This is a genomic window from Agrobacterium vacciniicorymbosi (assembly GCF_040427045.1).
GTDB lineage: Bacteria > Pseudomonadota > Alphaproteobacteria > Rhizobiales > Rhizobiaceae > Agrobacterium.
Genome location: NZ_JBETMF010000006.1, coordinates 309925 through 323037, shown reverse-complemented (window position 1 = coordinate 323037; position 13113 = coordinate 309925). Strand labels below are relative to the sequence as shown.

Sequence of the window (13113 nt, the reverse complement as noted above, 5' to 3'; positions counted from 1 at the left end):
AACGCCTTATCGAAAGCGGAAAGCCGCCAATCGTCGCCATCGCCGCAACCATGCGAAAAATTATCATAACTATAAACACAAGGCTCAGAGACGACTTAATGCAACAGAGTTGATGACGTCGAAAACGCGTATACGGTTATCGATAAACTAAACCTTATATATCCGCGTCCACGCAGGCACTACGCCTCGCGATACACACGCAAATCCGACGCCGTTTCCAATGCCAGATAACCAGCAACCGCCGTGTCTTCGATGGGCCGGGAGAACAGATAGCCCTGCATGAAATGGCCGCCGAGATGGATGATAGCCGACATTTCCGCGTCGGTTTCCACACCTTCCACGATGGCATCGAGTCCCATTTCGCGGCTGAGGGTCAGCACGGAGCGGACGATTTTTTCGCTGGCGGGATTGTTTTGAATTTCGTGGACGAAGCTGTGGTCGATCTTGATTTTGGTCAGTGGTAGCGAGTGAAGCGAGGTCAGGCTGGAATAGCCTGTGCCGAAATCATCCAGCGAAATACCGCAGCCGATCTGTCTCAGCATTTCCACGGATTGCCGTGCCTGCCGCGTATCGTGGATGAATGCTGTTTCGGTGATTTCAAGATCAAGGCGAGTCGCATCGTAATCGCTGGTTTCGATAATGGCGATGAGTGCGATCACGGCTTCCGGGCTGTTCAAATCCTGCGCAGAGAGATTGAAGGACAGTCGGATGTCGTCGGGCCATTGTCTGGCGGCGGTGAGTGCCTTCTTCAGAAGTGTTCGGGTCAGGCCGCCGATGATGCCCGCGCGTTCGGCAATGGGAATGAACTGGCTGGGCGAGACCGGCCCGAGCGCGGGGCTGTTCCAGCGCGCCAGAGCTTCAAAACCTGCTGTTTTCCGGGTTGAGACATCCACGATAGGCTGGAAGAGCACCGAGAGTTCGGTGACGAGATCCGCCTGTTTCAGCGTCTGTTCGATGCGCGCATCGCGGTGGATTTCCTCCACATGGCGGGTGGTGAACAGCGTGCTGTTGCCGCGCTTCTGACGCTTGCCGTGATAGAGCGCGTAATCGGCGCGGTCGAACAATTCTTCCGGCGATGCCGCAAGATCAGGATAGACCGCGATGCCGATAGAACCGGAAATCATGATCGTCGCATCCGGCAGGGTGAAAGGCGCGTGCATATGCGCGCACATGCGGTTGCATTCGCTGACCACATCCCGGTCGTTGGCGACATCGGAAATGACGAAGGCGAATTCGTCTCCGCCCAGACGGGCCAGAAAAAGATCTGTCGAGGCGAAATATTGGGTGAGGCGGCTGCTGACTTCCATCAACAAACGGTCGCCGGAGGAATGGCCGTAAAGATCATTGACCGGCTTGAAGCCATCGAGATCGATGACGCCGACGGCAAGACGTGTCTGCTCTCGTGTGGCAGCGTCGAAAGCGTCCGTCAGGTGGTTGAAGAAGGCGCGACGGTTCGGCAGTCCCGTCAGGCTGTCTATATTGGCCAATCGCAGGTTTTCGTTGCTCAAGGCTTCCGTCTGCTGCTGGGCGACGATCATGCGTTCGAAATTGCCGTAATTCACCATCAGCACCGCCAGCATGCCGAAGGTAACCAGAAGAATATTGACCGCAATGGCAATGAAGGTTGCCTGGCCGGTGGCCATGAAGAACACCACGAAGGCGCCATTGACGATGACGGCAACGGCAAATGCTGCGGAGCGAATATGCATCATGCAGAAGATGCAGGAGATGACCGTAATCGCCATGTAGAACGCAACATGGGACTGCTGGTAAGCGCCGCCATAGGGGTAGAGCAGAAACGACCAGGTCGTGAAAGCCGTGGAAATGCAGACGGCTAGCCGCTGTGTTCGTTTCAGTGCGGCAAGAGCTTCCTCGGTGGAGGGGGCGTAATCACGCGACTTCCACCAGAAAATGACGCGGATGATGGTGATGACCGTAAAGACGGACGGGATGCCGATGGTCAGCCAGGCCGGAGCAACGGACACATGTGTTGCGGCCAGCGCCCAGGTGCTTGATATCAGAATCAAATACATGACCGGCATCTGCCTGCAGAAAGCGCGATATTTGGCTTTCAGCAAATCCGGATTGTGAACGGGAATTCGGATGAATTCGATAAGATGCTTCAACTGGAGGCTCAACGAGGGAAAATCCTGGACGATTCTGGACGGACAGCAACAGATAAATCTTGCTGCGGGAATGCGCGGGAGAGGATTTCCCTTACGATCAGCACCTCATGTCTGACCTCATATCATTCGCTTGCGTGGACATTCGCAATCTATACTGATCATGGGCCAATATTGTTTCGATAAGGACAATAATGTTGGCTAATAAAATATTATTCCATTGAAGGGTTAAATCGCGCTTTAGTGTCGAGAAGTGGCCAAAATACCCGCATTCCGGGAGTTTATTTTTCCACGCGAGTAGGATTTGGTTTCAGGCAGTCGTAAAATATTAACCGTGATCGTTAGTAAAGATCACCCGACTACTAAGAATTTTAAGATGGATTTAACCATTTTCCTTCAGGCTTCGTAAATGAAGAATTTCACGGGTATTGCCGCGTTTGACGCCTGTACCGCTTAGGGAGCCGCCGTAATGAAAAAGAGCCTGATCGGTGTCGTCGCCGCATTGATGGCATGCCAAACCGCTTTCGCAGCCGATCTGTATCAGGCTGCACCACCTGCCTTCATCGACACGCCACCGGAAGTGGCTGTTCAGGAAGCCAGTGGCTGGTATCTGCGCGGTGACGTTGGATATTCGTTCAACAAGGCACGCAGCTTTGAATTTTCGCGTGTAGTCAGCGGTTCAAACGAGTTCGCTCATTCAAGCACAGAGTCGACCAAGGATAGTTTCCTCTTCGGCGCGGGTGTTGGTTATCAGATCAACAACTACCTCCGCACGGATTTGACCTTCGATTACATGGCGAAGTCCAACTTTCGCGGAACAGCCACGAATGCGGCAGGTACGGGTGATGACAATTTCCGCTCATCGCTGCGTGCCTATAGCTTGCTGGCCAACGCCTATGTCGATCTTGGAACATACGGACGCATAACACCTTACCTGGGTGCAGGTATCGGTGGCGCGCACGTCAAGTGGGACACCGTTAAGCTCGATAGCGGTTGCTGCGAGTTTGAAGGTAAGGGCGACTGGCGCTTTGCTTACGCACTGATGGCCGGTGCATCGATTGACGTGACGTGCAATCTCAAGGCCGACGTCGGTTATCGTTTCCGCCAGATCGGCAGCGGTGAAATGTTTGGTGGCCGTGGTGCCGTCAGCACGGGCCGCGACAAGGGTCTGACGTCGCATGAAGTGCGCGTCGGTGGCCGTTATGTCTTCAACGGTTGCGATACCGCGCAGTACATTCCGCCAGCTGACATTCCGCTTCAGCCTGCGGTTTACAAGTAATCTGAAAACCATCACGAATAAACACCGCCCGCATCGAGACTGATGCGGGCGGTTTTTCTTTTTAAGCCTTTGTCAGAACTGCTTTTTCAGCAGGCATTTGTCTATCGACCAGTATCCGCCGCCAAAGGCCGCGAAGAGGGCGGTGCCGCCTGTCCAGAAAAGCGAGGCCAATTCTGCCTTGGTCTGCACCTGTTCAAGGAAAATCGTGCCGCCATCGGCAAGCCGCTTCAGGCCTTGCGGTGTGAACAGGGTCTGATTGGCCGCTTTCAACGCTTCGATGCCGGCATCCGTCAAAAGGGCGTGGCCGTAAGGGTTGGCGAAGTGGAACCAGAGCGTAATCGCAAGCATCACCGCATTTGCCAGGGCAACGGGGCGAGTGAGAAGGCCGAGCGCGATGAAGATACCACCGAAAAACTGCATGGCAGCCAACGTCGGTGACCACAGCCAGCCGGGATAAAAGCCCAGATTTTCGACAAAGCCGATCTGTGCGAAGGGTGCCAGTATTTTGGGATATCCTTCCAGTGTCAGCATACCGCCTATGGCGACGCGAAGCGCTGTCCAGGCGAAGGGTTGGGCAAATTTCTCATAGAACCCGGACAGAAAAGGGATGATGAGGACGTTGCGGTCGGTTGAAAAAGGAGCCTCTCTATTCATGTCAGTATCTTTCTTGGGTTGATGATCATCAACTTGCACCCGTTGAGGCGTGATGTGTTTGACCTGTGTCAAGACGCTCGCAGAACGGGACTGGCCTGCCTGTTGGGTGGCGCCAGTGATGACGCAGACGGGCCAAGATTTCTGTCGGCTGCGACATATTCCCCTTGACTGTGACGGCCCACAGGCATAGCAACGCTGTCAGGACACTCCACCCTAACGTGGAGCGCCTATCTGAAAGGGTAGTCAAATGACAGATATAGTGAAGCCGGACCTTCGTCCGGGCAATGCGCATTTCTCTTCTGGTCCCTGCTCGAAGCGCCCCGGTTGGTCGCTTGAAGCTCTCGCCGATGCACCGCTTGGTCGTTCGCATCGCGCCAAGGTTGGCAAAGCCAAGCTGAAGCAGGCCATCGATCTCACCCGCGAAGTTTTGAACGTTCCTGCCGATTATCGCATCGGTATCGTTCCTGCATCCGACACCGGCGCCGTTGAAATGGCCCTGTGGTCGCTGCTCGGTGAACGTGGCGTCGATATGGTTGCGTGGGAAAGCTTCGGTGCCGGTTGGGTGACCGACGTCGTCAAGCAGCTGAAGCTGAAGGACGTGCGCAGAATAGAAGCCGATTACGGCGTTCTGCCAGACCTTTCCACGATTGATTTCGACCGTGACGTGGTCTTTACCTGGAACGGCACCACATCAGGTGTTCGCGTTCCAAACGCTGATTTCATCCCTGCCGATCGCAAGGGTCTCACCATCTGCGATGCGACATCTGCTGCATTTGCGCAGGACATGGACTTCTCCAAGCTCGACGTCGTGACCTTCTCCTGGCAGAAGGTTCTGGGCGGCGAGGGTGGCCACGGCGTCATCATTCTTTCGCCACGCGCTGTCGAGCGTCTGACGACTTACGTGCCTGCTTGGCCGCTGCCGAAGATTTTCCGCATGACATCTGGCGGCAAGCTGATCGAAGGCATCTTCGCCGGCGAAACCATCAACACGCCATCCATGCTCTGCGTCGAAGATTATATCGATGCGCTGCTGTGGGCGAAGAACCTCGGTGGTTTGAACGCCCTGATGGCGCGTGCCGATGCAAACGCCAAGGTCATTTTCGACTTCGTGACTGAGCATAACTGGATTGCCAATCTGGCCGTCGTCGATGAGACGCGTTCCAACACCTCCGTCTGCCTCAAGATCGTCTGCAAAGATGTTGCAGCTCTTGATGCTGCAGCCCAAGCCGATTTCGCCAAGGGCATGGTTGCCCTTCTCGAAAAGGAAAATGTAGCGCTGGATATCGGTGCTTACCGCGACGCGCCATCCGGCCTTCGCATCTGGGCCGGTGCAACCATCGAAACGGCTGATATGCAGGCCGTCATGCCCTGGCTGAAATGGGCATTCGAAACGCAGAAGGCTGCGACTTTCAAGGCTGCTGCCTGACCAATTCCGGCCCTGCCACGGCAGGGCCGCGCATTTCCGCTTTCAAGAATAAACCCTTTTTCAGGAGCCCACACCATGGCACCTCGCGTACTCGTATCTGACGAACTGTCGGAAACCGCCGTCCAGATCTTCCGTGATCGCGGCGTCGAAGTCGATTTCCAGCCGAAGCTCGGCAAGGACAAGGACAAGCTGGCCGAAATCATCGGCAATTACGATGGTCTGGCCATCCGCTCCGCCACCAAGGCCACGGAAAAGCTGATCGAAGCTGCGACCAACCTCAAGGTCATCGGTCGCGCCGGTATCGGTGTGGACAATGTCGATATTCCCGCTGCGTCGCGTCGCGGCATCATCGTCATGAACACGCCTTTCGGCAACTCCATCACGACTGCCGAACACGCCATTGCGCTGATGTTCGCCGTTGCCCGCCAGCTTCCAGCGGCTGACGCTTCCACACAGGGTGGCAAGTGGGAAAAGTCCAAGTTCATGGGCGTTGAAATCACCGGCAAGACGCTCGGCGTCATCGGTGCGGGTAACATTGGCGGCATCGTCTGCTCGCGGGCCCTCGGCCTCAAGATGAATGTTCTGGCCTACGACCCCTTCCTGTCGCCAGAGCGTGCGCAGGAAATGGGCGTGACCAAGGTCGAGCTGGATGAACTTCTGGCCCAGGCCGACTTCATCACCCTGCACGTACCGATGACCGACAAGACGCGCGGCATTCTGGGCGCTGAAAATCTTGCCAAGACCAAGCCCGGCGTTCGCATCATCAACTGCGCCCGTGGTGGTCTGGTGGATGAGGCAGCGCTTGCCGAAGCCATCAAGTCCGGCCATGTTGCCGGTGCCGGTTTCGACGTGTTCGAAGTCGAGCCTGCAACGGAAAGCCCGCTGTTTGGCCTGCCAAACGTCGTTTGCACGCCGCACTTGGGCGCTTCGACCACCGAAGCACAGGAAAACGTGGCGCTTCAGGTTGCCGAGCAGATGTCGGATTACCTCGTCAAGGGTGCCGTTTCCAACGCCATCAACATGCCGTCCATCACCGCTGACGAAGCACCGCGCCTGAAGCCTTTCATCAAGCTGGCTGACGTTCTGGGCTCCTTCGTCGGTCAGGTGCAGGAAAGCGCCACCAAGGAAATCGAAATCCTTTATGATGGCGCAACAGCCAACATGAACACCAAGGCACTGACCTCGGCACTTCTGGCCGGTCTCATTCGCCCGCAGGTTTCTGACGTGAACATGGTTTCCGCGCCGATCATGATCAAGGAAAAGGGCATCATCCTTTCCGAAGTCAAGCGCGACAAGACCGGCGTTTATGACGGCTTCATCAAGCTGACCGTGAAGACTGAAAATCAGGTTCGCTCGGTTGCCGGAACGGTGTTCTCGGATGGCAAGGCACGCTTCATCCAGATCAAGAACATCAACATGGATGCCGATGTCGGTCAGCACATGATCTACATCACCAACACCGACGTTCCCGGCATGATCGGCTTCATGGGTACGACGCTGGGTGAAGCTGGCGTCAACATCGCCAACTTCCAGCTGGGTCGCGAAAAGGAAAGCGGCGACGCCATCGCGCTTCTTTACGTTGATGGTCCGGTTTCGGAAGACGTGCTGGATAAGCTGCGCGCCAACCCGGCCATCCGCCAGGTCAAGTCGCTGTCTTTCAACATCGACTAAGCTGTTTCTGGCTATCTTCGACACATGAAAATCACCCGGCACAGGAGCAATCCCGTGCCGGGTTTTTTGTGTTTGCGACCATATATTTACTTAAGGTTGCATATCACGAAAAATTTTATGCCATTCCTCTAAAAATGATGATCCATAGTTGCTATATCGACCAAGACAGGCCGCTCAATGGGAGGGCGGTGCAACAGGAGAAGACGATGTTTGCTGCCATTAGGCGCTTTAGGGGTTTGTTTGCGGTTGCCGCATTGGGCATTGCCGTTTCATTCATTGCTGTGGATATGGCCGAGGCACGGCGCGCAAGCGGCGGTTTTGGTAGCCGTGGCACGAGAACCTTTTCCGCGCCGCCTGCAACAAATACGACGCCGGGTCAGGCAGCTCCGATCAACCGCAGCATGACGCCGAATACCAACCAGGCAACGCCGGGTGCAGCACAGCCTGCGCGCCCGAATGCACAGGCACCGCAGCAGAGCCGCGGTATGTTCGGTGGCATGATGGGTGGCCTCATGGGTGGTTTGCTGATGGGCGGCCTGTTCGGCATGCTCATGGGCGGCGGCTTCGGCGGCATGGCCGGTTTCTTCGGCATGCTGTTGCAGGGTCTTCTTATCGGCGGTCTGATCATGCTGGCCATGCGCTTCTTCGCATCTCGCCGTCAGGGCAAGCCTGCATTTGGCGGTGCGGCGGGCAATGGCTCAGCACGCAATGACTATTCTGCGCCTCAGGGCAACCAGAACTCGATGGGTGGCTTCAAGATCCCGCAGATGGGTTCCAAGGCCGGTTCCTTCGGTGGTGCTGCAGCCGCAGCAACGGCTGCTGCTGCTCCTGTCGCGCCAAAGCCGACACCGCATGAAAATGCCATGTCGGAGGGTGATGAAATCGGCGTGACGCAGGTCGATCTGGAAACTTTCCAGAAGACGCTGGAGAACGTTCAGGCTGCCTATGCCGCCGAGGACTACAGCGCGCTTCGCAAGCTGACCACGCCGGAAGCCATGTCCTATCTGGCCGAGGAACTGAGCGACCACGCCACCAGCGGCGTCAAGAACGACGTGCGCGACGTGACCCTTTTGCAGGGTGATGTTGCCGAAGCCTGGCACGAAGAGGGCAAGGACTACGCAACCGTCGCCATGCGCTACTCCGCCATCGACGTGATGCGTGATCGCAATACCGGCAAGATCGTTGAAGGCAACGAGCATGAGCCGGAAGAATCAACCGAGCTGTGGACATTCGTTCGTCAGGACGGTTCGGAATGGCAGGTTGCCGCCATTCAGGCCGCAGCCTGACAGGTTGAAAAAAACTGAATGAAAATATGGCCGGTGCAGAGCAAGTTCTGCACCGGCCATTCTTGTTCCAGAGGCCCTGTGTATCAGGCGCTCAACGTGTTTTGGGCGCTAAGCCCTTGTTATGGTTCGCCGCAGTTCATCCACGCAATCGCCATTTTTCATTCATCCGGCGTTCAGTCAGGGAGCTTTACCCAAGGGCGCAACACAGCAATGTGAAATCAACGCGAGCGGTAAAACGCTGTTTTAGGCGGAACCGCAGCCTTAAAACCGCGTTCACGATCCAAGTTTGGATGGTACCCCAAGAACCATCCTGTCGTTCGGATCAGGCAACCTTGGCTCAGAGGTGCCTGCGATTATGGAGAGCAAGCCAGATGAAACGCTTTGACCTGATCGATGGGATGCGCGGGTATTTTCTCGTCTTCATGCTGATCAACCACCTCGTCTTCGCTGGCGGCCTGTGGCTGATGGAGATCAACCACCGACAGTTCGCTTTCGTGGAGGATGCTCAGGGCTTCGTCTTCCTGTCGGGTCTTCTGATCGGCATGGTCTATGCCCGCAAGATGATGAAGTACGGCTATGAAATGGGCCGTGACCTCATCTGGGCGCGTGCGTTGGAACTGTATAAATACGCCATGGGCCTCGTCATTGCGGTTCTCTTTGTCCGCATGGTCATCCCGCATGCGCCTTACATCTGGTACAACTGGCTTGGCATGACGTCGTTTGACGATCCGCTGCGTCTGGCAGCAATTGCGACCTTCCTGTTCCAGCCAACCTTCATGGACATTCTGCCGCAGTACATTGTCTACATGATTTTTGCGCCGTTCTTGGTCAAGCTGTGCCTTGATGGCAAGTGGGCCTACGTCATGGCCGGTTCGCTGCTGGTCTGGATGGCAGGTCAGCTCGGCTTGCAGCAGCTGTTCACGACGCCGGTCAACGAGTTGGTAAAGGGTGCGGATGAGCAGGGCATTCGTGTCAGCTTCAACCTGTTCGGCTGGCAGCTGGTGTTCTTCTCTGCGCTCGTCATGGGTGCTATGACAGCCCAGAACAAAATCGCCTGGACGAAAATCTTTTCGCCGCAGCGTAGCTGGATTGCCAAGGCCGCATTGATCGTCTGCCTGTTCTTCGTGCCGCTGCGCATTGCAACGGCGTGGAACCTGATGCCGGAATTCATGCTCGGAAAGTTCTCGACCATGGAAATCCGCGCTGACTTCGGCCCGGTCTATCTCATCAACTTCCTTGCCGTCGGCGTTGGCCTGACATGGTTGCTGATCGCCGGTCCCAAGCACCATAATCCGCTGGTGCAGAAGGCCGCTGCCGCTGTCACTTGGGTTCTGTCGCTGAAATTCCTTCAGCTTCTGGGTCGCCACTCGCTTCAGGTCTATGTCTGGCACGTCGCGATCGTCTACGGCATCTATTACCTCGATGGCCGTACCGCCGAACTGACGCAGGTGGAAAAGACGATCATTGCACTTGTTGGTGTCGCCATGCTGGCTCTGCCCGCTCTGTGGAGAGAACGCGAAAAGTGGCTGGGCGACGGTCAAAAGACCGCCGGCGCTTAAACATCCTCACATTGATCCATGTCCCTATGCAGGGCGACCTTGCCGCCCTGTACTTGCGTGTGAAAGCATTTCTTTCTATATGCAGGCTGAAAAATACGACAGGCGGCGGGGCCTTGACCCCCGGTATGACTGACGATTGGAAAACCAGTGAACACGCTCGACTTTGATAAGAAGCCGGAAGATACCCGGATTGTCGTCGCCATGTCCGGCGGCGTGGACTCCTCCGTTGTGGCGGGAATCCTCAAACGCGAGGGCTATGACGTCCTCGGCATTACCCTTCAGCTGTACGATCACGGCGCTGCCGTCCACCGCGCGGGCTCCTGCTGCGCGGGGCAGGATATCGATGACGCGCGCCGTGTGTGCGAAACGCTGGGCATTCCGCATTATGTGCTGGATTACGAAGCCCGCTTCCGCGAAACGGTGATCAACCCCTTCGCCGAAGCCTATGCCATGGGCGAGACGCCGGTGCCCTGCGTTGCCTGCAACCAGACCGTCAAGTTCGCCGACCTACTGGCCACCGCACAGGAACTGGGAGCCGATGCGCTGGCAACCGGCCACTATATCCGCTCGCGCCTCAACCCGGTTGCCGGGCATCCCGACCGCCGTGCGCTTTTTCGCCCCATCGATAGCGACCGCGACCAGAGCTGGTTCCTGTTTGCGACCACGCAGGAGCAGATCGATTATCTGCGCTTTCCGCTGGGTGGTCTCTCCAAGGCGCAAACGCGTGAGCTTGCGGAAGAGATGGGGCTTGTCGTCGCCAAGAAGGCTGACAGTCAGGACATCTGTTTCGTGCCGCAAGGCAAATATACCGACATCATCAACAAGCTGAAGCCGAACGCAGCACTGGTGGGCGATATCGTCCACCTCGACGGGCGCGTGCTTGGCCGTCACGATGGCATCGTGCATTACACCATTGGCCAGCGCCGCGGCATCGGCGTGGCCACTGGTGAGCCACTTTATGTGGTCCATCTCGATGCCCGTGGCCGCCGCGTCATCGTTGGCCCGCGTGAGGCGCTGGAAACGCACCGCGTCTATCTGCGCGACATGAACTGGCTGGGCGACGGCAATCTTTTGAGCGACGCGGGTGAGGGCTTTGCCTGTTTCGCCAAGGTCCGCTCCACACGCCCGCCAGGCGAGGCCTTGCTGCATGCGGATGAGAAGGGCGTTTATGTCGATCTCGCCATCGGTGAGGCCGGTGTAGCCCCAGGACAAGCCTGCGTCCTGTACTCCGCCCCCGGCGCAGATGCCCGCGTCTATGGCGGCGGCTTCATCGAGCGTTCGGAGCGTTCACCCGAAGCCGAAGCGTCGCTGAAAGCCCTGTTGCAAAACCCGGTCGCGGCCTGAAACCATTCAGGTTTTTACCGCAGTGTAGAAAGCGACGTTTTTGCGCATCTTGCGCTTGACACTTTAGGGAGCGGCACCTTATAAGCCGCTCATCCTGATGGAACGGACGGTTGCAAAACTGTCACGTCCCTCTGTGGCGGGGTAGCTCAGGTGGTTAGAGCAGCGGAATCATAATCCGCGTGTCGGGGGTTCAAGTCCCTCTCCCGCTACCAAATTTTCCCGAAAGGTTGTCACTTTTCGATTTAGAGGATAATTGGTTGCATTTTAATCTGCGGTGTGGATTTAGATTGACGCGGCCATCGCGGATGCACCAAGCGGGGCAAAACTTTCGTAAAAGCAATGATCTTGGGAGCCGGCCATATGGCCCAATTTCGATGGTTAGTGGATATTTATATAAGAAAGAATAGCAGTGATGTTGTTAGCCTGCTGTATTGACAGAAATTACGTAGAGCTAGCGGGCGTTATGTTACGGTCGGTTTTCAAGAACGGAAACATCGGCGATATTGATATCTGCATACTGGGAGATGGGCTAAGATCAAAAGATAAGCTTATGATCACCCAGGCGGCAGGCCGAAGCGTCAACTTCATTGACATGACGCAGGCTATGCTCAGCAGCATTCGCTATTTGAAGACAACATCATTCTGGAGCCGTGCGATCTACGGGCGGCTGTTACTGCCGGAGATCGTTGGGGATCGATATCAGCGGATCGTCTATCTGGATTCAGACGTGATCGTGAAGCGAGACATACGACATCTATTCGAGCTTGATATGGGTGATGCCTTGATTGCTGGTGTTGCGAAACACATGCCGGAGCATAACAAAAGGCTGGGTCGCCCTGAAGGCTCTCTATACTTCAATTCGGGCGTTTTTGTTCTAGATGCAACAAAGTGGCGGGCGAAGAACCTTACGGAGAAATCTATCAGCCTGATCAAGACGAACGATTTCACCTTCATGGACCAGGATGTGCTCAACATTATCGCGACTGATCGATTTACCGTCCTTCCACCGATCTGGAACGCAGAGAAGGGGCCGTTTGATGACGCGGCCATTGTGCACTTTACACACGCAAAGCCTGACAGCGTTGAATGCAGGCATCCTGAGCGGGATCTTTATTTTCACTTTCGCGCCGAGACGCCATGGGCATCAAGCAAATTGAAAACTAAACGAACAAGAACGATCCGTCGCATAAAACATTCGATTTCTTATCGCCTTAACGCGTTAAAAAGCAAGTTGGTAGGGTGATTTATTCGGGAGGTCGGAGAACTCTAGATGGCTCCATTTAGGCAACTGAGAACGCGTTTGGGCCTGCGCCAGGAAAAACCAGGTGAAAAATGGCCGGTTCCGGGCGTGACGTGGGGCAGGCACACCTACGGGATCAAACGCTCATCCATTTTTGGTCTTGACGACAGCGTCGTTGTAAGGGTCGGTTCGTTCTGTTCAATCGGCAAGGAAGTGCTTTTCCTTGCAAAGGCCTCTCACCCTACTCATACCGCTTCAACCTTTCCCTTGAGATCTTTCGGAAAAGATAATGCAGAGCTAACTTCCAAGGGACCGATAGTTGTAGGGAACGATGTCTGGATCGGGCAGCGTGCTATATTGATGTCTGGCATCACCATTGGTGACGGAGCGATTATAGGAGCCGGTTCTGTTGTTACAAAAAACGTACCGCCTTACGCAATCGTTGGAGGAAATCCTGCTCGTCTCATTCGCATGCGTTTTGATCAGCCAACGATAGAGCGACTGCAGTCCATAAAATGGTGGGACTGGACG

9 protein-coding genes, 1 tRNA gene and 1 pseudogene are annotated in these 13113 nt (G+C 55.8%); 9 read left to right on the top strand and 2 right to left on the bottom strand.

All coding sequences use genetic code 11. The annotated features are described in order from the left end of the window. Positions 1-179: 179 nt before the first annotated feature. On the bottom strand, positions 180-2033 hold the full coding sequence (locus ABUK73_RS12360) for a putative bifunctional diguanylate cyclase/phosphodiesterase (protein ID WP_353577518.1): 1854 nt from the start codon (positions 2031-2033) through the stop codon (positions 180-182). A 559-nt stretch (positions 2034-2592) separates the two neighbouring features. Between ABUK73_RS12360 and ABUK73_RS12355 the strand changes: the two genes are divergently transcribed. Further along, positions 2593-3402: an outer membrane protein gene (locus ABUK73_RS12355; RefSeq protein WP_353577517.1), complete on the top strand. Its 810-nt coding sequence runs from the start codon at positions 2593-2595 to the stop codon at positions 3400-3402. Positions 3403-3474: 72 nt separating this feature from the next. Here the strand turns inward: ABUK73_RS12355 and ABUK73_RS12350 are convergent, their stop codons facing one another. Next, a complete protein-coding gene (locus ABUK73_RS12350) occupies positions 3475-4056 on the bottom strand; it encodes a DoxX family protein (protein ID WP_353577516.1) in 582 nt (193 codons plus the stop codon). 247 nt (positions 4057-4303) lie between these two features. Here ABUK73_RS12350 and ABUK73_RS12345 point away from each other — a divergent pair, with 247 nt between their 5' ends. From ABUK73_RS12345 to ABUK73_RS12310, 8 genes and pseudogenes are all read left to right on the top strand, one after another. Then, positions 4304-5482: a phosphoserine transaminase gene (locus tag ABUK73_RS12345; RefSeq protein WP_353577515.1), complete on the top strand. Its 1179-nt coding sequence runs from the start codon at positions 4304-4306 to the stop codon at positions 5480-5482. Between the two features lie 75 nt (positions 5483-5557). Then, positions 5558-7153, top strand: coding sequence for a phosphoglycerate dehydrogenase (gene serA / locus ABUK73_RS12340; protein ID WP_353577514.1), 1596 nt, complete (start codon positions 5558-5560; stop codon positions 7151-7153). Between the two features lie 206 nt (positions 7154-7359). Beyond that, on the top strand, positions 7360-8439 hold the full coding sequence (locus ABUK73_RS12335; RefSeq protein WP_353577513.1) for a Tim44 domain-containing protein: 1080 nt from the start codon (positions 7360-7362) through the stop codon (positions 8437-8439). Positions 8440-8810: 371 nt separating this feature from the next. Beyond that, positions 8811-9998, top strand: coding sequence for an OpgC family protein (locus ABUK73_RS12330; protein ID WP_353577512.1), 1188 nt, complete (start codon positions 8811-8813; stop codon positions 9996-9998). A 147-nt stretch (positions 9999-10145) separates the two neighbouring features. Beyond that, on the top strand, positions 10146-11342 hold the full coding sequence (gene mnmA / locus ABUK73_RS12325; RefSeq protein ID WP_353577511.1) for a tRNA 2-thiouridine(34) synthase MnmA: 1197 nt from the start codon (positions 10146-10148) through the stop codon (positions 11340-11342). 135 nt (positions 11343-11477) lie between these two features. Next, positions 11478-11554, top strand: a tRNA-Met gene (locus ABUK73_RS12320). Between the two features lie 200 nt (positions 11555-11754). Then, on the top strand, positions 11755-12585 hold the full coding sequence (locus tag ABUK73_RS12315) for a glycosyltransferase family 8 protein (RefSeq protein ID WP_353577535.1): 831 nt from the start codon (positions 11755-11757) through the stop codon (positions 12583-12585). Positions 12586-12897: 312 nt separating this feature from the next. Beyond that, a pseudogene (locus ABUK73_RS12310) lies at positions 12898-13110 on the top strand (CatB-related O-acetyltransferase); the annotation flags it as partial. Positions 13111-13113 lie beyond the last annotated feature (3 nt).